The sequence below is a fragment of the Achromobacter veterisilvae genome, assembly GCF_900496975.1.
Taxonomy (GTDB): domain Bacteria; phylum Pseudomonadota; class Gammaproteobacteria; order Burkholderiales; family Burkholderiaceae_B; genus Achromobacter; species Achromobacter veterisilvae.
This window is the reverse complement of sequence record NZ_UFQC01000047.1, coordinates 1-20,741: the sequence shown is the minus strand read 5'-3', so window position 1 is coordinate 20,741 and position 20,741 is coordinate 1. Positions and strand designations below refer to the sequence as shown.

The following is a 20,741-nucleotide window of genomic DNA, read 5'->3' as shown; positions in this document are numbered from 1 at the left end:
TACGACTCAGCAAGGCGCCCAGGAAAAGAAATCCTGCCAGACATGAATGCCCTTCGTGTAGTCGGGAGGCAAGGTCTCAATGTATCGCCCGGTCGATGCGATCCGTATTGAGCTGACCATGACTTTGATCCGATCGCCATTGACCCCTTCGGTAAAGCCGGTGATTTGAAAAGTCTCTTCTACGGACCGCCCATACAGCGGCTGGCCGAATGAAGTGCCCACTACATCTCGACGTTTGCCTGTGTCTTGCCGACAAACGCGCGCACCGTTCGTTGACACAAGTTTTCGTACATCTTTTGCAGCTTCAACTCGTTGTTGCCGTCGTAGCGCAGCCGCTTCTTGAGCTGTCTTCTTCGACTTGGCATCGAACTCCACGGATCGGTCGTGCCTGGCCAGAAATTCATGCGTAAGAGACGAGGCCGGGTGGTCCGCCCCAAATGACAGTGTGAGCTGTATGCCGCGGCAAAAGACCTCATCCAACGATCTCTTGCGGTCGTTTTTTGCCTTGGCGGCGGCGCTTTCATATTTGGACTGAAAGTCGCGTGCGTAGTCTTCGGGCCAATTGTTGGCTGTATACGTCTTTACCGAATTTTCGTAAGCCGCAATCTGCGCCTGCTCCAACCCGCAGGCCAGTGCATATCCCTTGTGCAGGCCGGCGTTCTGAACAAACTCGGAATAGGGATACGCTTCGGCCATTGCGAGCGGGGCTGCCAATAGGAACATGGCTGAACCAAAAATCGCATTCATATTCATTAGCTGATCACTCGTGCTGCCGTCTGATTTAGCGGGTTTTTTGTAGTAAACGGGAGAAATGGCCAGCGTCCTTTTCCCGGGGGCTACATTATGAATGAATATTGCTAAATATTACAAAACTAGTGCGAATTCAAGTGTGAGAGGCAAGCGGACCTGCGCCGTCTGAAGTGCGTCGCATGGAAGGTGACGCCTTCCCCGGTAATGCTCGATGAACCCTAAAAAATAGGGTCGTGCTGTGGCCTGGCCCGCAGATCGGCGGGACTGTGGGGTTCCTGGAATGTCAGAAACTGGTATATTACTTCTTACATTAAGACCGCCATGAACACACTGCCCGAAACCATCCTTCAACAAGCCCAATCTCTCCCCGAGGGAGGCGTGCTGTCGCCTAAGGAGTTCCTGCACCTGGGGAGCCGGGCGGCAGTGGATCAGGCGTTTTCGCGCCTGGCCAAGGCCGGCAAGCTGCTGCGTGTGGCGCGTGGCACCTACGCGGCGCCGGTCGCCAGCCGGTTCGGCGCGCGGGCACCCTCGCCCGAGAAGGTCGTCCAGGCGCTGGCCGAGCAACGTGGGGAAACCGTCGTGCCGCATGGCGCCAGCGCGGCCAACGCGCTGGGCCTGACGCAGCAAGTGCCGATCCGCGAGGTCTACCTGACTTCCGGCCGGACGCGGAAGCTGAAACTCGGGCGTTCGGAAGTGCTGGTGAAGCATGCGCCGCGCTGGATGCTGGCTTTGGGTGCGCGGCCAGCCGGCGCAGCCGTGCGCGCGCTGGCCTGGATGGGGCCGACGCACGCCGGCGAATCGCTGGTGTCGCTGCGCCGCACGCTGCCCCATGCCGAATGGCAGGCGCTGGCCTCGGCGCGGGCGACGCTGCCGGGCTGGATGGCGCAGGCTATCGGCAGGGAAGCCGCGCGTGGCTGAATACTTCTTCGACTTGAGCAAGGCGAAGCCCGAGAGGCGCTCGCCAAGGACTATGCGGCCATGCTGGCCGATGAACTGATGGTGGGCGATGCCATGCCATTCGACGCGCTGATGGACGCATGCGCCGAAGTCGAAGTCCAACTGAACAAGGTGTAGGCGGGCCTTTGGTTACCAGCCCCGATGCACAAATGAAAATGCCCAGCTTTCAGGGCTGGGCATCGAATGCTTGGTGGCCTGGGGCGGAATCGAACCACCGACACAAGGATTTTCAATCCTCTGCTCTACCGACTGAGCTACCAGGCCAACGAAGCCCGCAACTATACACAATATTCGGAAGAGACGGGGGCGGGCGGCTCTTCTGCGATAGGGCGCAGGCAGGAAGCCTTGAAGCGGGGAAGGCGAAATGCAAAAAGCCCAGCCGTTTTGGTACGGGCCGGGCTTTTCTGCGGGGCTATTACTGGATCAGCAGTAGCCAAAAATTCTTTTGGTGGCCTGGGGCGGAATCGAACCACCGACACAAGGATTTTCAATCCTCTGCTCTACCGACTGAGCTACCAGGCCAACGAAGCCCGCAACTATACACAATATTCGGAAGAGACGGGGGCGGGCGGCTCTTCTGCGATAGGGCGCAGGCAGGAAGCCTTGAAGCGGGGAAGGCGAAATGCAAAAAGCCCAGCCGTTTTGGTACGGGCCGGGCTTTTCTGCGGGGCTATTACTGGATCAGCAGTAGCCAAAAATTCTTTTGGTGGCCTGGGGCGGAATCGAACCACCGACACAAGGATTTTCAATCCTCTGCTCTACCGACTGAGCTACCAGGCCAACGAAGTCCGCAACTATACACAATTTTTCAGGCTTGTGCCAGCCGGGGAGGAAAACCCCGGATTTTTCGCCTTCGCCTGCGCAGCCCATGCCGGACACTGTTGGCTGGAGGGTACGAAAGGCGCGGCCCACGGTCGCGGTTGGGCGTCGGGATGGCCTGGGGATAACCCGCAGGAGTATAATCACCAGCGGTCTGTCGCCACATCATCTTGTGGCGCCTTGTTCCTGGTGGCAGTTCTTAACGCTTACGCGCGGATGGCCTGGCCGTCCCTCCCACATGTCGGTAGCTGTCCTTGCCTTCGGTCTGAATCACACGTCCGCGCCGGTTTCGGTCCGCGAACGCGTGTCCATGCCCGTCGATCTGGTGAAGCCCGCGCTGGAAGGCCTGCGCTCGGCGTTCGGCGGCTCCGTGCGCGAAGCGGCGATCCTGTCCACCTGTAACCGTACCGAGATCTATTGCGCGGCCGACGGCCACGTCGCCGACCAACTGCCCGCCTGGCTGGCTGAACACAACCGCCTGGACGCCGGCGCGCTGCGCCCGCACCTGTACCGCCATCACCAGGACGACGCCGTGCGCCACGCTTTCCGCGTGGCCAGCGGCCTGGATTCCATGGTACTGGGCGAAACCCAGATCGTGGGCCAGATGAAGGACGCCGTGCGCGCCGCCGGCGAAGCCGGGGCCCTGGGCACCTTGCTGCACCAGATGTTCCAGCGCACCTTCTCGGTGGCCAAGGAAGTGCGGTCGCAGACCGCCATCGGCGCGCAGTCGGTGTCCATGGCCGCCGCCGCCGTCCGCCTGGCCGAACGCGTGTTCGGCAATCTGGACCAGGCCCGCACGCTGTTCATCGGCGCGGGCGAGATGATCGAATTGTGCGCCACGCACTTTGCCGCGCAGCGTCCGCGCAGCATGGTGGTAGCCAACCGCACGGCCGAACGCGCCGAGATCCTGGCCAACCGGTTCTCGGCCAGCACGATGAAGCTGTCCGACCTGACGGAGCGCCTGTCCGAGTTCGACGTGGTCGTGTCCTGTACGGCAAGTTCCCTGCCTATCCTCGGCCTGGGGATGGTGGAGCGGGCCACGCGGCTGCGCCGCCACCGCCCGATGGTCATGATCGACCTGGCCGTGCCGCGCGACATCGAACCCGAAGTCGGCCGCCTGGACGACGTCTACCTGTACTCGGTGGACGATCTGGGCCGCCTGGTGCAGACCGGCACGGACGCGCGCCGCGCCGCCGTGGTGCAGGCCGAAGCCATCATCGAAACCCGCGTCCAGGGCTTCATGCACTGGATGCAGTCCCGCGAAGTGGTGCCCGTCATCCGCGACCTCCACCAGGCCGCCGAAGACGTCCGCGCCGCCGAACTGGAACGCGCCCGCAAGCTGCTGGCGCGGGGCGAATCGCCCGAGGCCGTGCTCGAACAACTGGCCCATGGCCTGACGCAGAAATACCTGCACGGCCCGCTGGCGGCCCTGAACCGCAGCGAAGGCGACGACCGCAAGCAGTTGCTCGCCTGGATGCCGCGCCTGTTCCCCGGCCGCGACTCCCGCCGTTAGCGACGCTGTCCCACGCCCCGCCCTCCCTGGCGGGCGTTCGTCTTTTGGGCGCCCGCTATCCGCCATTCCGCTTTTCTTTTTGGTCATCCCCATGAAATCTTCCATGCGCAGCCGGCTGGAGCATCTGTGCCACCGCCTCATCGAGGTCGACGCCCTGCTCGCCGAACCGGACACCGCGTCCGATATGGAGCGTTTCCGCAAGCTCTCGCGCGAACGCGCCGAATTGGAGCCGGTGGTCGAGGCGTTCACCGCCTTCGCCCGCACCGAGGAGGACCTGGCGGCCGCCCAGGAGATGCTGTCGGATCCGGACCTGAAGGCCATGGCCGAAGACGAGATCAAGTCCGGGCGGATCAAGCTGGAAGAGCTGGAAGCCGCGCTGCAACTGCTGCTGCTGCCGCGCGATCCCAACGACGGGCGCAGCGTGTTCCTGGAAATCCGCGCGGGCACGGGCGGCGATGAAAGCGCGCTGTTCTCGGGCGACCTGCTGCGCATGTACACGCGCTACGCGGAACAGCGCGGCTGGCGGGTGGAGCTGATGTCGGAAAGCCCGTCGGAACTGGGCGGCTACAAGGAAGTGATCGCGCGGATCGACGGCGACGGCGCCTATGGCCGCCTGAAGTTCGAGTCCGGCGCGCACCGCGTGCAGCGCGTGCCCGCCACCGAGGCGCAGGGCCGCATCCATACCTCGGCCTGCACCGTGGCCATCATGGCGGAAGCGGACGAGATGTCGGATATCGTCATCAATCCGAACGACCTGCGCATCGATACGTTCCGCGCCAGCGGCGCGGGCGGCCAGCACATCAACAAGACCGATTCGGCGGTGCGCATCACCCACTTGCCGACGGGGCTGGTGGTGGAATGCCAGGACGACCGTTCCCAGCACCGCAACAAGGACAAGGCCATGCAGGTGCTGGCCGCGCGCCTGAAAGACAAGGAAGTCCGCGAACGGCAGAGCAAGGAAGCGGCCGAACGCAAGAGCCTGATCGGTTCGGGCGATCGTTCCGAACGCATCCGCACCTACAACTTCCCGCAGGGCCGCGTGACCGACCACCGCATCAACCTGACGCTGTACAAGCTGCAGCAGATCATGGAAGGCGACCTGGAAGAACTGACCGGCGCGCTGATCGCCGAGCACCAGGCCGAGCAATTGGCGGCGCTGGGCGACGACATTTGACGGGGCTTTCGCCATGATGCCGCCTCAGTTGAAGACGCTGCTGTTCGATGCGCGCCTGCCTAGGCTGGAGGTGCGCATGCTGCTCGAACACGTGCTGGGCAAGCCGCGCGCCTGGCTGCTGGCGCATGACACCGATCCGCTCGCGCCCGAGGTGGCCGCGGCGTACGAGTCGCTGGCCCAGCGGCGCCTGTCCGGCGAGCCCATGGCCTATCTGGTGGGCCATCGCGAGTTCATGGGCCACCGCTTCCGCGTGACCCCCGACGTGCTGATTCCGCGGCCGGATACCGAGGTGCTGGTGGAGACCGCGCTGGAATGCCTGGCCGGCCTGGCCGCGCCCGCCGTGCTGGACCTGGGCACGGGCAGCGGGGCGATCGCGATTTCGATCGCCCTGGCGCGCCGCGACGCGCGGGTGATGGCGTCCGATGTCAGCGCGGCCGCGCTGGCCGTGGCGGCCGCCAACGCCTGGGACCTAGCGGCGTCCGTCCGCCTGGTCGAGGGCAGTTGGTACGAGGCCGTGCCCGCGGGCGAGGGCTTCGATCTGATCGTGTCCAACCCGCCCTATGTGGCCAGCGACGATCCGCACCTGGACCAGGGCGACGTGCGCTTCGAGCCGCGCGGCGCGCTGACCGACGGCGCGGGCGGCCTGGAAGACCTGGCCCGCATCGTGCGGGGCGCGGGCCGCCATTTGAAGCGGGGCGGCGCCCTGTGGATGGAACACGGCTGGGACCAGGCGCAGGCGGTGCGCGACCTGCTGGCGCAAGCCGGGTTCGACGCCGTGCACAGCCGGCGGGACCTGGCCGGCATCGAGCGGATCTCCGGCGGCCGGCTTTCCGGGGGAGCGCCGGGCGCCAGCGAGGGGTCCGTGCCCGTCACAGGTGTCTGACACCCCCGAGACGCCGGCGCAGGTTGAAGGCCGTCTCCCGCGGGTGCCCGTCACAGGTGTCTGACACCCCCGAGACGCCGGCGCAGGTTGAAGGCCGTCTCCCGCGGGTGTCAGACACCATAATGATGCCAGCGAGACGCGAGCGTCCGTGCCCGTCCCGGGTGTCTGACACCCCTGAGACGGCGGCGCAGGCTGAAGGCGGTCTCCCGCGGGTGTCAGACACCACGATGATGCCAGCGAGACGCGAGCGTCTGTGCCTGTCCCGGGTGTCTGACACCCCCGAGACGCCGGCGCAGGCTGAAGGTGGTCTCCCGCGGGTGTCAGACACCACGATGATGCCAGCGAGACGCGAGCGCCGGTGCCTGTCCCAGGTGTCTGACACCCCCGAGACGCCGGCGCAGGCTGAAGACGGTCTCCCGCGGGTGTCAGACACCACGATGATGCCAGCGAGACGCGAGCGCCGGTGCCTGTCCCAGGTGTCTGACACCCCCGAGACGCCGGCGCAGGCTGAAGACGGTCTCCCGCGGGTGTCAGACACCACGATGATGCCAGCGAGACGCGAGCGCCGGTGCCTGTCCCAGGTGTCTGACACCCCCGAGACGGCGGCGCAGGCTGAAGGCGGTCTCCCGCGGGTGTCAGACACCACGGTGACACCACGATGAGGCGCCCGCAGGCCGATTCCCGGAGCGCGGCCCGGGGTATCCGGGCGCTTTTTCCCGCTGTACCTATAATTGGCGTATTCCCTACGCCTGTCCGAGAGACCACCATGAGCGACGTTCAAGAATTCATCCGCGAAACCGTGACCCAGCACCCCGTCGTGCTGTTCATGAAGGGCACCGCCCAGTTCCCGCAATGCGGCTTTTCCGGCAAGGCCATCCAGATCCTGAAGGGCTGTGGCGTGAAGAAGCTGGTCACCGTCAATGTGCTGGAGGACGACGAAGTCCGCCAGGGCATCAAGGAATTCTCCAGTTGGCCCACCATCCCGCAACTGTACGTGGGCGGCGAGTTCATCGGCGGTTCGGACATCATGAACGAGATGAACGAGTCCGGCGAACTGAAGACCCTGCTGGAGCAATCCGGCGCGATGGCCTGAACGCCCCATGCGGCGGCTGGTCATCGGCATCACCGGCGCCACCGGGGCGCTCTACGCGGTGCGCATGCTGCAGGCATTGCGCGGCGTGGACGATGTGGAGACGCATCTGGTGGTGTCGGCGTCCGGCGTGCTGAACATCAAGCACGAGCTGGACGTCGGCCGCCATGACGTCTACGCCCTGGCGGACCACGTGCACAGTGTGCGCGACGTCGGCGCCACCCTGGCCAGCGGGGCGTTCCAGACCGCCGGCATGGTGATCGTGCCATGCTCCATGCGCACGCTGGCGGCCGTGGCCCACGGCCTTTCGGACAACCTGATCACCCGCGCCGCCGACGTGACCCTCAAAGAGCGCCGGCGCCTGGTGCTGATGGTGCGCGAGACGCCCTTCAACCTGGCGCACCTGCGCAACATGACGGCCGTGACGGAAATGGGCGGCATCGTGTTCCCGCCGCTGCCGGCGTTCTACCACCGGCCGGCCTCCATCGAAGAGATGGTGGACCACACCGTGGCGCGCGTGCTGGAACTCTTCGATATCGAAGTGCCCGGCCCGCACTGGGAAGGCATGAAGTAGCCCTCGCCAGGCGTGAAAAAGCCCCTTCCAGGGGCTTTTTTGCTGTCGGACCGTCCCAAGGCAAAAAAAGCGCCTTCCCGCTACTGGACCAACCCCAGCCCGTTCAGCGCCGCCAGGTTCTCCGGCCATTGCCGGGCGCGGGCGTTCTGGAGTTCGATGCGGGCCCAGGCCATCCAGCCGGCCCATTCGATGCGCTTGTCCCACGCCGTGCCCCAGGCTTGCAGGGCCGCGAGTCCGGCGGCGGCGTGCGCCTGGGCGGCGTCGAAATCGCCCGCGGTCAGGGCCAGTTGCGCGAGCAGCAGGCGCGGTTCGCCCACCCAAGGATTGTGCGCCACCGCCGCTTCCAGCAGGTGGCGCGCGCTGTCCATTTCGGTCATTGGATGCATACGGGTGACGACCTGCCAGTACAGGGCGCTGGCGGCGGCCTCGTCGCGCGGGCTGAGCGTGGCGCGGCAGCCGTCGAACGCGGGCGGGACGGGAATGCCGGTGTCGCCCGGCATGCGCGACAGCGGCGCCAGCAGGTGCGACAGCATCGACAGGATGTTCGACGGCGGTTTGAGCGGGCCGGGCCACAGCGACGCGGCCCAGTTCGTCTTCAGGTCGCGGCGCTGCTGCTGCGGATAGCCGGCGAAGATCTCGTCCTGCCAGCTATGCCATTGTTCGCCGATGTCGGCGGCCGAGACGACGATGAAAGCGGCGACCTGGCGCGGCGTGAGCACATGGACCTGGCCGTTGGCGCCCTCCAGCTTCAGGCCGTCCGGGCCCGCGCCCTGGCCTTGCAGCACGGCCTGGACGAATTTGGTGCGCGGCATGGCGCAGAACAGGCTTACCCATTCCTCGGCTTCGGCGCCCAGCGCCTCGCGCAGCGTGCCGCGCTCGCGTTCGCGGTCGAACAGCGTGAGGTCCACGTATTCGTTGCCGTAGACGCTGTGGAACAGCCCCAGCAGGCGGACTTCGCGCGGCTGGTTCCAGAGCGCCAGCGTGCGGTAGACGCCCAGCAGGTGATGTTTGAAGGTGCCGGCCTTGTGCCAGTCTTCTCCGGCGCTGCGGGCGAACAGCAGGTCCAGCAGGGCGGGCAGGTCGGGATCCACCGCGGCGTAGTGATCGGCAAGCAGCGCGCGCGCATGCGGGTGGAGTTCGGTGGTGGCGGACATGGAAGGGATCAACGATGAATGAAGGCAATCCCGTATTGTGTCCGGATGCCGCGGGCTTGTCATGGCGCGGCGCTTTATATCGGAACGCACATATCAATATGAATATTCATCGCTTCCGGTTTTGAAGGACGCTCACTAGAATGCGAGGTCCTGTTTATAGACTCAGCGAGACAAGCATGCGCCTACGCCATTTCCTGGCCGTTTCCACCGCCCTGGCCGCTTTTGCCGCCGCCCCGGCCATGGCGCAGGACGCCGAACTGACGGTGGGCGTGACCGTCGGCCCGCACGCGCAGATCGGCGAAGTCGCGCAGCGCGTGGCGGCCAAGGACGGGCTGAAGGTGAAGCTGGTGGAGTTCAGCGACTTCATCCAGCCGAACGCGGCGCTGGACGCCAAGGAACTGGACCTGAACATCTACCAGCACAGGCCCTTCCTGGAATCGCAGAACAAGGCGCGCGGCTACAAGCTGGCGCCGGTGGCGACCGCCGTGGTGCAGCAGATGGGCATCTACTCCAAGCGGCTGAAGTCGTTGGACGATCTGCCGCAAGGCGGCAAGGTGGCCATTCCGAACGACCCGACCAACGGCGCGCGCGCGCTGCTCGTGCTGCAGGCGGCCAAGCTGATCACGCTGAAGGACGGCGTGACCGTGACGGCGTCGCTGTTCGACGTGGCGCAGAATCCGAAGAACCTGAAGTTCATCGAGATCGAGGCCGCGCAACTGCCGCATTCGCTGGCCGACGTGGATGCCGCGGCGGTGAACTCGGCCTACGCGATCCCGGCCGGCCTGTCGCCCGCCAAGGACGCGCTGGCCCTGGAAAGCAAGGACGCGCCGTTCGCCGCCGTGGTGATCGCCGCGCGCGAGGACAACAAGAACGATCCGCGCATCGCGCGCTTCATCAAGGCGTACCAGTCGGACGAGGTGAAGGCTTTCGTCGCGAAGCAGTTCCCCGGCGCCTACTCGACGTCCTGGTAAGCCCTAGGCGTACTTGCCCGTCAGGCCGCCATCCACGACCAGTTCGGTGCCGGTGATGTAGGACGCTTCGTCCGAGGCCAGGAACGCCACGGCGTTCGCCACTTCCCAGGGCGTGCCCATGCGGCCCATGGGCACCTGCCTGTCGCGGGCCGCGCTGGCGGCGCGGGCGTCGGCGTCGAACATGCGCGCGACGTTCTTCGCCACGCGCGGCGTATCGATCAGGCCGGGAATCACCGTGTTCACGCGGATGCGGTCGGCGGCATACTGCTGCGCGGCCATGCGCGAGAAGTGGATCACGGCTGCCTTGCTCACGCTGTACGCCAGGTGCGGATAACCCGTGTAGCGGATGCCGGCCACGGATGACACGGTCACGATGGCCCCTCCGCCTTGTTCGCGCATGAGCGGCGCCAGCAGCCGCGTGGCGATGAGCAGGCTGGTCACGTTCACCTGCTGGATGCGGTCCCAGTCTTCCAGCGAGATGTCCTCCGGGCCGCCCACCTTGCCGATGCCGGCGTTCGCCTGCAGCACGTCGATGCGTCCGTACCGGCGCAGGGCGGCGTCCACCGCGGCCCGCATGGCGGCGGGATCGGCCACGTCCGCCTGCACGGGCAGGGCGCTGCCGCCGGCCTTTTCGACTTCGTGGGCGGCGTCTTCGGCGGCTTCCAGTTGGGCATCCAGCGCGACGATGGCGGCGCCCTGGCGCGCCATCGTCACGCAGCTTGCCTTGCCGATGCTCCAGCCGGCGGCCGAGGAGCCGGCCCCGGCCACCAGCGCGATCTTGCCCGCGAGCCGGAGTTCATGGCCGGCCGTCATGGCTGGCCTTCGCCCTGGTGCGTCTTGCCCGCGCCGACGTAGGGAATGGCGTGGTCTATGGTTTCCCAGATGTAGCGGCCGGACGGGCTTTGCTGTTCCTCCGCCACGTGGGACACGAGTCCCGCGGCGCGCGAGATGACGGCGAAGCCGCGCATCAGGTCGGTGGGCACGCCGATCTCGCTCAGCAGCGCGGCCACGGCGCCGGTGGCGTTGATGGTGATGTGCCTGCCGTAGGTCGCGTCGATCGCGGACGCCAGCAGGCGCAGCGCCTTGAGCGACTCGCCCTTCAGGTCGGGCTCGGCTTCCGCCAGCGCCAGCAGCTTGATCGAGCGCGGGTCGTCGGGCTTGTGCAGGTGATGGCCGAAGCCGGGCAGGGCGCGGCGCGATTCGCGGAATTCGCGGGCGATCGCCAGCGCCTCGGCTTCTCCGTCCGCCGCCTGGCGGATGCGGTCCAGCAGGCGGGAGCAGTTTTCCATGGTGCCGACGAACTGGCTGCCGACCGCCATCAGGCCGGAGGCGACCGCGCCTTGCAGGTTTTCCGGCGCGCTCATGTAGATCAGGCGCGTGGCGATGGCGCTGGGCGTCATGCCGTGTTCCATCAGGGTGACGAGCACCGCGTCGACGATGCGCAGGTCGACGGGGCGCGCTTCGCGGCCCAGGATCTGCATGATCATGACTTCGGTGAAGGTCTTCTTGCCGATCAGGTCCTCGACCAGGTCGACGTCCCGGTAGGACATACCGGTGAGGTGATGGGCGCAGAGGCGGGTTTCGGGGGTTTTCATGGCGTCTCCTTCTGGGCCGCGTCGCGCACGGCGTTTTTCAGCACCTTGCCCACGCTGGAGCGCGGCAGGCTGTCGTGGATGTGGAATTGCTTGGGCGTGGCCACGGGGCCGAGCAGGCCGCGCACGTGCGCCTTGAGCTCGTCCTCGCTGGCCTGCGCGCCTGAATGGAACTGGACGGCGGCGTGGACGGCCTCGCCCCATTTCTCGTCGGGCAGCCCGAAGACCGAGCATTCGTACACGGCGGGATGCGCGGACAGGGCGTTCTCCACGTCCACCGGATAGATATTGAAGCCGCCGGTGATGATGACGTCGCGCAGCCGGTCCTTCAGGAACAGGAAGCCGCGCGCGTCGATCAGGCCCGTGTCGCCGGTGTGCAGCCAGCCGTCCACCACCGTTTCGGCGGTTTTCTCGGGCAGGCGCCAGTAGCCGGACATCACCAGGTCGCCCTGCACCACGACTTCGCCGATTTCGCCGCGCGGCAGCAGCGCGCCATCCGGGCCCATGATGGCCAGGTCCGACAGCCAGGTGGCGCGTCCGACCGAGGCGCGGTTCTCGGGCGCCTCGAGGTCGGCGGGCCGCAGCGCGGTGACGATCTGCGGCGCCTCGGTCTGCCCGTAAGTGGTGCCTAGCACCGGGCCGAAAAAGGCGCGCGCCTTGTCTATTTTCTCCACCGGCATGGGCGCGCCGCCATAGATCAGGTTGCGCAGGCGTGGGAAGTCGGCGTGCGAGACGCCCGGCTGCGCCATGATCATGTAGATCAGCGTGGGCGGCATGAAGCTCAGCGTGCCGCCGCGTTCGCGGAAAGCCGCCGTGATGCTGGCCGGATTGACGGTGTCCAGCAGCAGGTGGGCGCCGCCCCGGGCCAGCACGGGCAGCAGGTAGGTGCCCGTGCCGTGCGTGATGGGCGCGGCGACGACGTAGCGGTCTTCGTGCGTGAGTTCCCAGTTGGCGATCTGGTTGATGATGCCGGCGTTCCAGGCGTGATAGGGCTGCATCACCCCTTTGGGCAGGCCGGTGGTGCCGCCGGTGAACTTGATGGCCTGGGTGGCGTGGCGCGGCAGCGCATGGCGCTGCGGCGCGCGCCCGGCATGGCGGGCCAGCAGGGCGTCCAGCGCCAGCGGCGCCGCCGCGTCGTCCAGGTGGATATGGCGCCGGCCTTGCGGCGCCTGGGCTTCGGGCACCAGCGGCGCGCCCGTGCCGTCCACGATCACGATGGACGGCTCGGTGGCGTCCAGGATGCGCCCGATCTCGCGCTCGGTGCTGCGGTAGTTGAGGGGCACCCACACCTTGCCGCTGGCCAGCACGGCCAGCAGCGCCAGGATGTGCCGCGCGGAGTTGCCGGCGCAGATCGCCACGCGCGTCTGCGGCGCCGGGTCCAGGTCCTGCAGCGCGGCCGCCAGCGCGCGGACCTCGGCGGCCAGCCGCGCGTACGTCACCTGGCCCTCGGGGCCGTCCAGCGCGATCCGGTCCGGATACTGCTCGGCGGCGCGGAAGAAGAAATCGATCGGGTACACCTGTGCTCCTTGCTGTGTGGACGGGCCTTAGTTGGCTTTGAGGTTGGCGTTCTTGACGACCGCGCCCCATTTGTCGATCTCGCTGGCGATCTTCCTGCCGAACGATTCGGGCGAGTTGGGCGGTTGCGGCGCGTAGAAGCCGGCCTGCTTGTACGAGGCCTGCAGGGCGGGATTGGCCAGCGCCTTGTTCATGGCCTGGTTGAGGCGGTCGATGACCGGCTTGGGCGTGCCCGCGGGCGCCACCAGGCCGAACCAGGACTCCACGTCGAAGCCGGGCAGGCCGGACTCCGCCAGCGTGGGCGTGCCGGGGACGGAATCCAGGCGCTGGGGCGAGGTCACGCCGATGGCGCGCAGCTTGTCGGCCTGAACGTGCGGCAGGGACGAGGGCAGGTTGTCGAACATGGAGTCCACCTGGCCGCCCAGCAGGTCGGCCACGGCCGGGCCGCTGCCGCGGTAGGGCACGTGCAGGATGTCCGTGCCGGTCTGCATCTTGAACAGTTCGCACGACAAGTGGATGGAGGAGCCGCTGCCGGACGAGGCGCAGGTCAGCTTGCCAGGATTCTTCTTCGCGTAGGCGATGTATTCCTGCACCGTCTTGACCGGCAGCTTGGGATTGACCACCAGGATGTTGGGAATGGTGGCCAGCAGGCCGACGGGCTCGAACCCCTTCACGAAGTCGTAGTTCAACTGGCTGTAGAGCGTGCGGTTGATCGTGTTGGCGATGGAGCCGACGTACAGCGTGTAGCCGTCCGGCGCCGCGCGCGACACGATTTCCGCGCCGATGTTGCTGTTGGCGCCCGTTTTGTTCTCGACGACGAACGTCTGGCCCAGTTCCTCCGTGAGCGACTTCGCCATCAGGCGCGCGACGATGTCGGTGGCGCCGCCGGCGGCATAGCCGACGACCAGCGTCACGGGACGCTCGGGATAGGGCTTGGCCGCCAGGGCAGGGGCCGTAAGGACCGTGGCCAGGGCCGCCGCCGCGGCCAACCGCTTGCTGAATGTATGCATTGTTGTCTCCGTCCTGTTTTGTCTAATATTTGGACAGCTCTTTGTCTGTCCCGCTTCATATTGGGCTTTGATAGAGCCCTCATCAACGCAACGTGTCCAGAAATTGAACAAGCCAGAATCGGAAGGGGCGGGGCCGCGCGTGTTGCGCCGCGGCTTGCGCGTGCTGGGGGTGCTGCGCCAGGCCGGGGCGGCGGGGATGCACGTCGTCGACATCGCGCGCGCGGCGGGCATGCAGCGTTCCACCGTCTATCGCTATCTGGACGTGCTGGTGCAGGAGGGATATGCGCTGCGCGAATCAGAGGCGCCGCGCTGGCGCGTGGCCGAGCTGGGCGTGATGATGTCCGGCGATCCGCACGCCCAGGCGGTGCGCGGCCTGCGGCCGGTGCTGCGGCAGATCAGCGACGTGAGCGGCGATTCCGCTTTTCTCATCTGCCGGGCGGGCAATGATTCGCTTTGCCTGCACCGGGAGGTGGGGAATTACCCCGTGCAGGTGCTGGCGGTGACGGTAGGGCATCGGCAGCCGCTGGGAGTGGGGGCGGCCGGGCTGGCGCTGCTGGCGGCGCTGCCGCCGGACGAGGCCGAGGAGGTGATGGCGCAGAACGAGCAGGCGCTGCGCGCCTACGGGGGCATGACGGTCGCGCAGATGCGGCGCCTGGTGGAGAACACGCGGGGCCGCGGATGGTCCGTGGTGGGCAACGCCGCGGTGCCGGGCGTGCTGGGCGTGGGGGTGGCGCTGTGCGACGCCAGCGGCTATCCGCGCCTGGCGGTCAGCGTGTCCAGCCTGATCGGCCGCATGCAGGCGCCGCGCCAGCGCAGCATCGCCGACCTGATCCGCGCGCAACTGGCGCCCGTTCCCGCCTTCTAGCGGGAGCGGGCCGTTCAGCCGCTAGGCGGCGGCCGCGGGCGCCGGCGCGCGGTAGGTCTTCTGGTAATGCACCGTGAAGGTCTTGAAGGCTTCCAGGGCCTTGTGCGGGTCGTGGCCGGGCTTGACCAGGAAACTGTCGAAGCCGACGCGGGCCTGGTAGTGGATGGTGTCGATCATCACGTCGCCCACCGCGCGCAGTTCGCCCTGCCACTGGTAGCGCGTGCGCAGCAACTGCGCCAGCGAGTACCCGCGGCCGTCGGTATAGACCGGGAAGTCCACGGCGATGAAGGCGATGCCGGCGGGATCCAGCGTGCCGTCGGGCTCGGCCAGGTCGCGCAGGTCGGCGTCGGATTCCAGCAGGATCGCGACCGGGTGGCGGTGGCGGCGCAGGGCGGCGCGCGACGTCTTCCAGAGGGACAGCGGCACGATCCAGCCCGGCGCGTCGTCGGGCACCTGGCCTTCGGCGGGCACTTCGGGTTCGGGCGTGAAGAGACGGGACGCGTCGGCTTCCAGCCGGCCCTCGCGGATCAGGTGCGGCCCGGGGGCGTCGTGGGCGTAGATGTCAGGCATGGGCGGGCTCCGCGTTCTGCGTGGGTTTGGCGAAGGCGGGGTCCGAATAGACGTCCTGCTTGAAGGGGTCGATACCGACGCGGTCCACCACGTCGATGAAGCGTTCTTCCTCGCTGTCGCGCAGGCCCAGGTAGGTGCGGATCAGGCGGTCGACCACGCCGGCGACCTGGTCGCGCGCGAACGAGGGGCCGATGATGCGGCCGATCGCGGCGCCGCCGCCGCGCGTCGATTCGATGTCGGGCAGCGGCTTGGCCGCGCCGTTCTGGCGGCCGCCGATGGTGACCTGGTACCACTCCTCGCCGGCCTTGTCGACGCCCAGGATGCCGATGTGGCCCACGTGGTGATGGCCGCAGGAATTGATGCAGCCGGAAATATTCAGGTCCAGCTCGCCGATCTCGAACAGGTAGTCGAGGTTGTCGAATTGGCGCTGGATGGCTTCGGCCACGGGGATGGAGACGGCATTGGCCAGCGCGCAGAAGTCCCCGCCCGGACAGGCGATGATGTTGGTCAGCAGGCCGACGTTGGGGGTGGCCAGGTTCAGCGCTTCCAGCGCGGTCCAGAGTTCGTGCAGGCGCGCGCGGCGGACGTCGGCCAGGATCAGGTTCTGTTCGTGCGAGACGCGCAGTTCGCCGAAGCCGTAGTCGTCGGCCAGGTCCGCCACGGCGTCCATCTGGTCGGCGGTGACGTCGCCCGGGGGCACGCCGGTGGCCTTGAGCGACACGGTGACGGCGGCGTAGCCGGGCGCCTTGTGCGGATGCACGTTGGTGCGCAGCCAGCGGGCGAAGCGGCGGTCGGCGGCCGCCAGCGCGGCGGTGTTGTCGGCGTCCTGCGCGGCCGCGGCGTCGTACTGCGGCCAGATGAAGCGGGACTTGATGGTGTCGACGAATTCCTGGGTGATGGTGTCGGGGCCGCCCTTGATGAGCTGCCATTGTTCATCGACCTGCTGCGCGTAGACTTCCGGCGTCAGGTCCTTCACCAGGATCTTGATGCGCGCCTTGTACTTGTTGTCGCGGCGGCCGTGCAGGTTGTAGACCCGCAGCGCGGCCTGCAGATAGGTCAGCAGGTCCTGCCATTCGACGAAGGGGTTGATCAGCTTGCCGACGATGGGCGTGCGGCCCAGGCCGCCGCCCACCCAGACGCGGAAGCCCAGCTTGCCGTCGCGCTCGACGGCCTGCAGGCCGATGTCGTGCACGCCGACGGCCGCGCGGTCCTGCACGGCGCCGCTGACGGCGATCTTGAACTTGCGCGGCAGGAAGGCGAATTCGGGATGCAGCGTGGACCACTGGCGGATGATCTCGCACCAGACCAGCGGGTCCACGAGTTCGTCCGGCGCGACGCCGGCGAAGTGGTCGGTGGTGGTGTTGCGGATGCAGTTGCCGCTGGTCTGGATGGCGTGCATCTGCACCGTGGCCAGTTCGGCCAGGATGTCCGGCACGTTTTCGAGCTTGGGCCAGTTGAACTGGATGTTCTGGCGGGTGCTGAAATGCCCGTAGCCGCGGTCCCATTTGCGCGCGATGTGCGCCAGCGTGCGCAACTGGCGCGACGCCAGGATGCCGTACGGGATGGCCACGCGCAGCATGGGCGCGTGGCGCTGGATGTAAAGGCCGTTCTGCAGCCGCAGAACGCGGAATTCGTCTTCGGTGAGCTGGCCGTCGAGGAAGCGGCGGGTCTGGTCGGCGAATTGCGCCACACGCTGCTCGACGAGCTGCTGGTCGACGGGGTCATACACGTACATGTCACTGCCCTTGAAGTCTTCTCGGTCTGAGCCCCTGCGGTCGCTGGGCGCAATGCGCCAGGAAGGGGATTCATAACCGTAACAGGCAGCCGCCGCGACCGTCTAAGTCATTCTGGTAATAAAGTAATTAGGCCCCCACGCTGCGCGCACTTCGTTCGCTTGCTGCCCCCCGAGGGGGCTGGCCCGCCTTGGGGCGGCTCGGCGGCGGGCCGGCTATTTTTGCGGAGGCTGTCGTCCAACGAATAAGCTCCCGCGCGGCGTGCGTTCTGCGTGCTTGCTGTCCTCGCGGGGCAGGCCCGGCTTGGGGCGGCTCGGCGGCGGGGCGGCTATTTTTCAACCACATATCTGCTGCAATCGAATTTACAACGCGGCGTTCACCGCCCAGCGGGCGACCAATACCAGGATGACGACCAGGCAAAGCGCCATCAGCAGGCCGGTCAGGATCAGCAGGGCCGGTTTGTTGTTGGCGATGTCCGCATCGTAGCCCTTGCCGCGCCGTACGCCGAAGAATCCCCACAGCACGGATTTGACCGTGCGCAAGAAACCGAGCATGTTTTTTCTCCTGGCGTGATGGCGGATGCCGGCACTGTAGGCCGCGGCGGGCCGGGGAAACAGATGCAGATGCGCCTTACTCGACCGTATCAGCGGGCGGCGCGGCGGGGGCGCCGATGCCGCGCACGATATGGTCCAGCAGTTCGCGCGCGGCCGGCGAGATATGGCGGCCGGCGCGGCTCAGCACCTGCAGGCTGCCCTGGTTGAGGATGGGGTTGGCCAGCGGCAGGCTGGCCAGGCGCTGCGCGCGCATGTCGGCCGTGACCGCGATGGGCGGCGTCAGCGCGTAGCCGATGCCGGCGGCGGCGAACTGCCAGAGCGCCTTGAAGGACGAGGTGGTCAGCACGTTGCGCAGCCGCACCTGTTCGCTGATTTCGGCGGCCTGGATATGCTGGCGCACGCCGAACCCTTCCTGCATCGAGGCGCCGGGATAGTCGGCCAGGTCGGTCAGCAGCAGGGGGCGGCGCAGGCGGGTCAGGGGGTGGTCCTGGCGGACGATGGCCCGGATGGGCTCGGGCCGCGCGTAGTGGGTGCGCAGGCGGGCGTCGTTGGGCGGCTGGAACACCAATCCTATATAGGCGCGGTCGTCGACGATGCGCTGCACGATCTCGGAGGTGCGGGCGACGTCGATGTCCAGCGTGACCTCGGGGTGGCTGCGCCAGTAGCCGGGCAGCACCAGGTCGAACATCATCTCGACGAAGCCTTCGCCCAGCACCAGGTCGATGTGGCCGCGCTCGGCCTTGCGCAGGCTGTCGATCTCCGAAAAAAAGCTCTCCTGGATGTTCTGCTGGCGCTTGACGTAGCGGGCCAGGATGTGGCCCGCGTCGGTGGGGACCACGCCGCGTCCCCGCCGTTCGAAGAGGGCCATGCCGCAATCGCGCTCCAGGGCCGCGATGGCCCGGCTGACCGCCGAGGGATCCATGTCCAGCGCTTCGGCGGCGCCGCGCACGGAGCCGCGGCTCATGACCTGCATGAAGTAATGGGTGCGTCGGGCGTCCAGTTTTTCGTCCATGGCGGGGGCTCCGTGACGGGAGTGCGGCGGGAGATCCACAGATCGAACCTAGGGTTTACCCTTGATTCAAGTAAGATCGTGCAAAATTTTCCCAGGAAAAGCTTATGCGTTGCATTTTACGCAACGCTAATGCCCCCGCGTTGTCATGGTTGCCCGCCGGCCCCCCGGCGAAAATCGGCCCTGCCGCGCGCCGCCGGTCCTCGGGTCCGCGGCAAGCCGCCACAACGACTATTCACGTTCATCAGGGGAATCCGATGTCTCACGCCAGCGCCAGCCTGGCCGCGCCCTCCATGCCGCTCTCGGGCCGCATCCGCATGCTCGCCGCCATCTTGCTGGTGGTGATCGTTTCCGAAGCGATCGGCAGCGTCGCCTTCACGGTGGGCCCGGGCAAGATCATTCTGCAGCCGATGCTGTGGGCCATCTTCATCGGCGCGGTCGTGGCGGCCTTCGGCCAGCGCCTGCCCGCCGGCGCCGGCATCGACACGGCCATGCAGACCCGCATCAGCGGCTACCTGCAATACGCGCTGCTGCCATTCCTGGCCAAGCTGGGCCTGATGGTGGGCGGCGCCCTGCCGCAAGTGCGCGAAGCCGGCTGGGCCCTGGTGTTCCAGGAGTTCGGGCATTTCTTCGGCACCATGGCCATCGGCCTGCCGCTGGCGCTGCTGCTGGGCATCAAGCGCGAAGCCATCGGCGCCACCTTCTCGGTGGGCCGCGAGCCCAGCCTGGCCATCATCGGCGAGCGCTATGGCATGAATTCGCCGGAAGGCCGCGGCGTGATGGCCGAGTACATCACCGGCACCGTGATCGGCGCGCTGTTCGTCGCGTTGATGGCCGGCTTCATCACCAGCCTGAACATTTTCGATCCGCGTTCGCTCGCCATGGGCGCCGGCGTGGGCTCGGGCAGCATGATGGCCGCGGGCGTGGGCGCGATCGCGTCGCAGCAGACGCCCGAGGTCGCGCACCAGGTGGCCGCGCTGGCCGCCGCCGCCAACCTGCTGACCACGGTGGTGGGCGTGTATTTCACCCTGTTCATCTCGCTGCCGACCACCATCTTCCTGTACGGCAAGCTGGAACCTGTGCTGGGCCGCTTTTCGCGCGGCAAGGCGCAGGCGGCGGCCGAGGAGAGCGTGGCCGGGGACGTGCCGGCCCACGGCGCCAAGATGGGCTTCGGCGACCGCCTGACCGCCTATGCCGTGTGCGGCCTGTTCGCGCTGGTGGGCAACCGCCTGGGCTATGGCGTGCCGTTCGCGGACGCCTTGCCGGGCATGGCCATCATCGTCCTGCTGGTCGTCATCACCGACCTGGTGCTGCGCGTGGTGCCCAAGCTGCCGGCCGTGTTCGTGCTGTCGCTGATCGCCATGACGGCCGGCTGCCCCGGCGTGCTGCCGTATTCGGACCAGATCATCGCGATGGTGGGCAAGGTCAATTTCCTGCCTTTCACGACCGTGATCCTGGCCATGGCGGGCCTGTCGATCCTGAAGGACCTTCCCGCCTTCCGCAAGCTGGGCTGGAAGATCGTGGTGGTGTCCCTGGCCGCCAACGCGGGCACGTTCCTGGGCGCGACGATGATTGCCGAATTCTTCCACTGAGTATCGGCAGGCATGATGCAAAAAGCCCCTTCCAGGGGCTTTTTTCGTTTTGGCCGCGGACCGGGTCAGGGCGCGAAGCCCGGCCGGTAGCGCGCGTTGTCGGTAGTGTTTTCCGTGGCGCCGATGTTGGCGACCTTGGGAATGCCGAGGCCCGCCGCCTTGATGGCCGCGGCCTGCCATTCCTGCACTTGCGGATTGCCCATGGCGACGCGATAGGGCTGCAGCGGCGCCAGTCCTTCTATCGTGCCCCAGTCGTTCGCGCTGTGCGTCGCTTGCGCCGGCGCGTCCGGCCGCGCCGCGTAGTCGGCGACGGCCCGGCGCATGCGCGTGTCGGCGTATTGGTCGCGCAGCGCGTCCAGGTCCGGCCGCGGCGCGGCGATGCGCGCGGCTTCGTCGCGGTCGCGCGCGGCGGGGGC

General features: G+C 67.2%; 19 protein-coding genes, 3 tRNA genes and 1 pseudogene. 9 read left to right on the top strand and 14 right to left on the bottom strand.

Annotation, left to right across the window (positions count from 1 at the left end):
* Positions 1 to 6: 6 nt before the first annotated feature.
* Entirely contained in the window at positions 7 to 753 is a 747-nt protein-coding gene (locus AVE30378_RS28255; protein WP_129245901.1) for a hypothetical protein, read from the bottom strand.
* A 318-nt stretch (positions 754 to 1,071) separates the two neighbouring features.
* Between AVE30378_RS28255 and AVE30378_RS28250 the strand changes: the two genes are divergently transcribed.
* A complete protein-coding gene (locus tag AVE30378_RS28250) occupies positions 1,072 to 1,668 on the top strand; it encodes a DUF6088 family protein (protein ID WP_129245899.1) in 597 nt (198 codons plus the stop codon).
* Between the two features lie 227 nt (positions 1,669 to 1,895).
* On the opposite strand, the gene AVE30378_RS28245 is transcribed toward AVE30378_RS28250, so the two are convergent.
* The 3 genes from AVE30378_RS28245 to AVE30378_RS28235 form a co-directional block, all read right to left on the bottom strand.
* A tRNA-Phe gene (locus tag AVE30378_RS28245) sits at positions 1,896 to 1,971 on the bottom strand.
* A gap of 182 nt (positions 1,972 to 2,153) precedes the next feature.
* A tRNA-Phe gene (locus AVE30378_RS28240) sits at positions 2,154 to 2,229 on the bottom strand.
* 182 nt (positions 2,230 to 2,411) lie between these two features.
* A tRNA-Phe gene (locus AVE30378_RS28235) sits at positions 2,412 to 2,487 on the bottom strand.
* A 277-nt stretch (positions 2,488 to 2,764) separates the two neighbouring features.
* Between AVE30378_RS28235 and hemA the strand changes: the two genes are divergently transcribed.
* The 5 genes from hemA to AVE30378_RS28210 all read left to right on the top strand — a co-directional run bounded on the left by hemA (position 2,765) and on the right by AVE30378_RS28210 (position 7,760).
* Positions 2,765 to 4,039, top strand: coding sequence for a glutamyl-tRNA reductase (gene hemA / locus AVE30378_RS28230; protein WP_129245897.1), 1,275 nt, complete (start codon positions 2,765 to 2,767; stop codon positions 4,037 to 4,039).
* Between the two features lie 91 nt (positions 4,040 to 4,130).
* A complete protein-coding gene (gene prfA, locus AVE30378_RS28225) occupies positions 4,131 to 5,213 on the top strand; it encodes a peptide chain release factor 1 (RefSeq protein WP_129245895.1) in 1,083 nt (360 codons plus the stop codon).
* 16 nt (positions 5,214 to 5,229) lie between these two features.
* Positions 5,230 to 6,096, top strand: coding sequence for a peptide chain release factor N(5)-glutamine methyltransferase (gene prmC, locus AVE30378_RS28220; RefSeq protein ID WP_165360335.1), 867 nt, complete (start codon positions 5,230 to 5,232; stop codon positions 6,094 to 6,096).
* A gap of 766 nt (positions 6,097 to 6,862) precedes the next feature.
* Entirely contained in the window at positions 6,863 to 7,189 is a 327-nt protein-coding gene (grxD, locus tag AVE30378_RS28215; protein WP_129245891.1) for a Grx4 family monothiol glutaredoxin, read from the top strand.
* Between the two features lie 7 nt (positions 7,190 to 7,196).
* Positions 7,197 to 7,760, top strand: coding sequence for a UbiX family flavin prenyltransferase (locus tag AVE30378_RS28210; RefSeq protein WP_129245889.1), 564 nt, complete (start codon positions 7,197 to 7,199; stop codon positions 7,758 to 7,760).
* 80 nt (positions 7,761 to 7,840) lie between these two features.
* Here AVE30378_RS28210 and AVE30378_RS28205 read toward each other — a convergent pair whose 3' ends face one another.
* The gene (locus tag AVE30378_RS28205) at positions 7,841 to 8,914 is read right to left on the bottom strand and encodes a DUF6817 domain-containing protein (RefSeq protein ID WP_129245886.1); all 1,074 of its coding nucleotides are present in this window, start codon (positions 8,912 to 8,914) and stop codon (positions 7,841 to 7,843) included.
* Positions 8,915 to 9,090: 176 nt separating this feature from the next.
* Here AVE30378_RS28205 and AVE30378_RS28200 point away from each other — a divergent pair, with 176 nt between their 5' ends.
* Entirely contained in the window at positions 9,091 to 9,885 is a 795-nt protein-coding gene (locus AVE30378_RS28200) for a MetQ/NlpA family ABC transporter substrate-binding protein (RefSeq protein WP_129245883.1), read from the top strand.
* A 3-nt stretch (positions 9,886 to 9,888) separates the two neighbouring features.
* Here AVE30378_RS28200 and AVE30378_RS28195 read toward each other — a convergent pair whose 3' ends face one another.
* Genes AVE30378_RS28195 through AVE30378_RS28180 form a run of 4 tightly spaced genes read right to left on the bottom strand, consistent with a single transcriptional unit; the run spans position 9,889 to position 14,002 of the window.
* Complete coding sequence (locus tag AVE30378_RS28195) at positions 9,889 to 10,698, bottom strand: SDR family NAD(P)-dependent oxidoreductase (protein ID WP_129245881.1); 810 nt, start codon at positions 10,696 to 10,698, stop codon at positions 9,889 to 9,891.
* On the bottom strand, positions 10,695 to 11,480 hold the full coding sequence (locus AVE30378_RS28190) for a citryl-CoA lyase (protein WP_129245879.1): 786 nt from the start codon (positions 11,478 to 11,480) through the stop codon (positions 10,695 to 10,697). Before AVE30378_RS28190 ends, AVE30378_RS28195 begins: the two co-directional genes overlap by 4 nt.
* Positions 11,477 to 12,994, bottom strand: a complete 1,518-nt coding sequence (locus tag AVE30378_RS28185; protein ID WP_129245877.1) for a class I adenylate-forming enzyme family protein — start codon at positions 12,992 to 12,994, stop codon at positions 11,477 to 11,479. The genes AVE30378_RS28190 and AVE30378_RS28185 overlap by 4 nt, the downstream gene beginning before the upstream one ends.
* 27 nt (positions 12,995 to 13,021) lie before the next feature.
* Positions 13,022 to 14,002, bottom strand: a complete 981-nt coding sequence (locus tag AVE30378_RS28180) for a Bug family tripartite tricarboxylate transporter substrate binding protein (RefSeq protein WP_129245875.1) — start codon at positions 14,000 to 14,002, stop codon at positions 13,022 to 13,024.
* 103 nt (positions 14,003 to 14,105) lie between these two features.
* Between AVE30378_RS28180 and AVE30378_RS28175 the strand changes: the two genes are divergently transcribed.
* Positions 14,106 to 14,867 carry an IclR family transcriptional regulator gene (locus AVE30378_RS28175; RefSeq protein WP_129245873.1) on the top strand — a complete coding sequence of 254 codons (762 nt, stop codon included), beginning with the start codon at positions 14,106 to 14,108 and terminating at the stop codon, positions 14,865 to 14,867.
* 21 nt (positions 14,868 to 14,888) lie between these two features.
* On the opposite strand, the gene AVE30378_RS28170 is transcribed toward AVE30378_RS28175, so the two are convergent.
* The 4 genes from AVE30378_RS28170 to AVE30378_RS28155 form a co-directional block, all read right to left on the bottom strand.
* Positions 14,889 to 15,437 (bottom strand): DUF934 domain-containing protein, encoded by a 549-nt coding sequence (locus AVE30378_RS28170; protein ID WP_129245871.1) that lies wholly within the window; start codon positions 15,435 to 15,437, stop codon positions 14,889 to 14,891.
* Positions 15,430 to 17,172, bottom strand: a complete 1,743-nt coding sequence (locus AVE30378_RS28165) for a nitrite/sulfite reductase (RefSeq protein WP_129245869.1) — start codon at positions 17,170 to 17,172, stop codon at positions 15,430 to 15,432. Before AVE30378_RS28165 ends, AVE30378_RS28170 begins: the two co-directional genes overlap by 8 nt.
* A gap of 360 nt (positions 17,173 to 17,532) precedes the next feature.
* Entirely contained in the window at positions 17,533 to 17,724 is a 192-nt protein-coding gene (locus AVE30378_RS28160) for a DUF2970 domain-containing protein (protein ID WP_129245868.1), read from the bottom strand.
* Positions 17,725 to 17,800: 76 nt separating this feature from the next.
* Positions 17,801 to 18,736 carry a LysR family transcriptional regulator gene (locus AVE30378_RS28155; RefSeq protein ID WP_129245866.1) on the bottom strand — a complete coding sequence of 312 codons (936 nt, stop codon included), beginning with the start codon at positions 18,734 to 18,736 and terminating at the stop codon, positions 17,801 to 17,803.
* 254 nt (positions 18,737 to 18,990) lie between these two features.
* Here AVE30378_RS28155 and AVE30378_RS28150 point away from each other — a divergent pair, with 254 nt between their 5' ends.
* Complete coding sequence (locus tag AVE30378_RS28150) at positions 18,991 to 20,325, top strand: DUF3100 domain-containing protein (RefSeq protein WP_129245864.1); 1,335 nt, start codon at positions 18,991 to 18,993, stop codon at positions 20,323 to 20,325.
* A gap of 65 nt (positions 20,326 to 20,390) precedes the next feature.
* On the opposite strand, the pseudogene AVE30378_RS28145 reads toward AVE30378_RS28150, so the two are convergent.
* Positions 20,391 to 20,741 (bottom strand): annotated as a pseudogene (locus AVE30378_RS28145) (hypothetical protein); the annotation flags it as partial.

Coding starts and splice junctions, on each gene's coding strand:
- AVE30378_RS28190 (WP_129245879.1), bottom strand. CDS start 11,480: ATGAAAACCCCCGAAACCCGCCTCTGCGCCCATCACCTCACCGGTATG.
- AVE30378_RS28180 (WP_129245875.1), bottom strand. CDS start 14,002: ATGCATACATTCAGCAAGCGGTTGGCCGCGGCGGCGGCCCTGGCCACG.
- AVE30378_RS28200 (WP_129245883.1), top strand. CDS start 9,091: ATGCGCCTACGCCATTTCCTGGCCGTTTCCACCGCCCTGGCCGCTTTT.
- grxD (WP_129245891.1), top strand. CDS start 6,863: ATGAGCGACGTTCAAGAATTCATCCGCGAAACCGTGACCCAGCACCCC.
- AVE30378_RS28250 (WP_129245899.1), top strand. CDS start 1,072: ATGAACACACTGCCCGAAACCATCCTTCAACAAGCCCAATCTCTCCCC.
- AVE30378_RS28205 (WP_129245886.1), bottom strand. CDS start 8,914: ATGTCCGCCACCACCGAACTCCACCCGCATGCGCGCGCGCTGCTTGCC.
- AVE30378_RS28160 (WP_129245868.1), bottom strand. CDS start 17,724: ATGCTCGGTTTCTTGCGCACGGTCAAATCCGTGCTGTGGGGATTCTTC.
- prfA (WP_129245895.1), top strand. CDS start 4,131: ATGAAATCTTCCATGCGCAGCCGGCTGGAGCATCTGTGCCACCGCCTC.
- AVE30378_RS28165 (WP_129245869.1), bottom strand. CDS start 17,172: ATGTACGTGTATGACCCCGTCGACCAGCAGCTCGTCGAGCAGCGTGTG.
- AVE30378_RS28150 (WP_129245864.1), top strand. CDS start 18,991: ATGTCTCACGCCAGCGCCAGCCTGGCCGCGCCCTCCATGCCGCTCTCG.
- AVE30378_RS28155 (WP_129245866.1), bottom strand. CDS start 18,736: ATGGACGAAAAACTGGACGCCCGACGCACCCATTACTTCATGCAGGTC.
- hemA (WP_129245897.1), top strand. CDS start 2,765: ATGTCGGTAGCTGTCCTTGCCTTCGGTCTGAATCACACGTCCGCGCCG.
- AVE30378_RS28210 (WP_129245889.1), top strand. CDS start 7,197: ATGCGGCGGCTGGTCATCGGCATCACCGGCGCCACCGGGGCGCTCTAC.
- AVE30378_RS28170 (WP_129245871.1), bottom strand. CDS start 15,437: ATGCCTGACATCTACGCCCACGACGCCCCCGGGCCGCACCTGATCCGC.
- AVE30378_RS28195 (WP_129245881.1), bottom strand. CDS start 10,698: ATGACGGCCGGCCATGAACTCCGGCTCGCGGGCAAGATCGCGCTGGTG.
- AVE30378_RS28255 (WP_129245901.1), bottom strand. CDS start 753: ATGAATATGAATGCGATTTTTGGTTCAGCCATGTTCCTATTGGCAGCC.
- prmC (WP_165360335.1), top strand. CDS start 5,230: ATGCCGCCTCAGTTGAAGACGCTGCTGTTCGATGCGCGCCTGCCTAGG.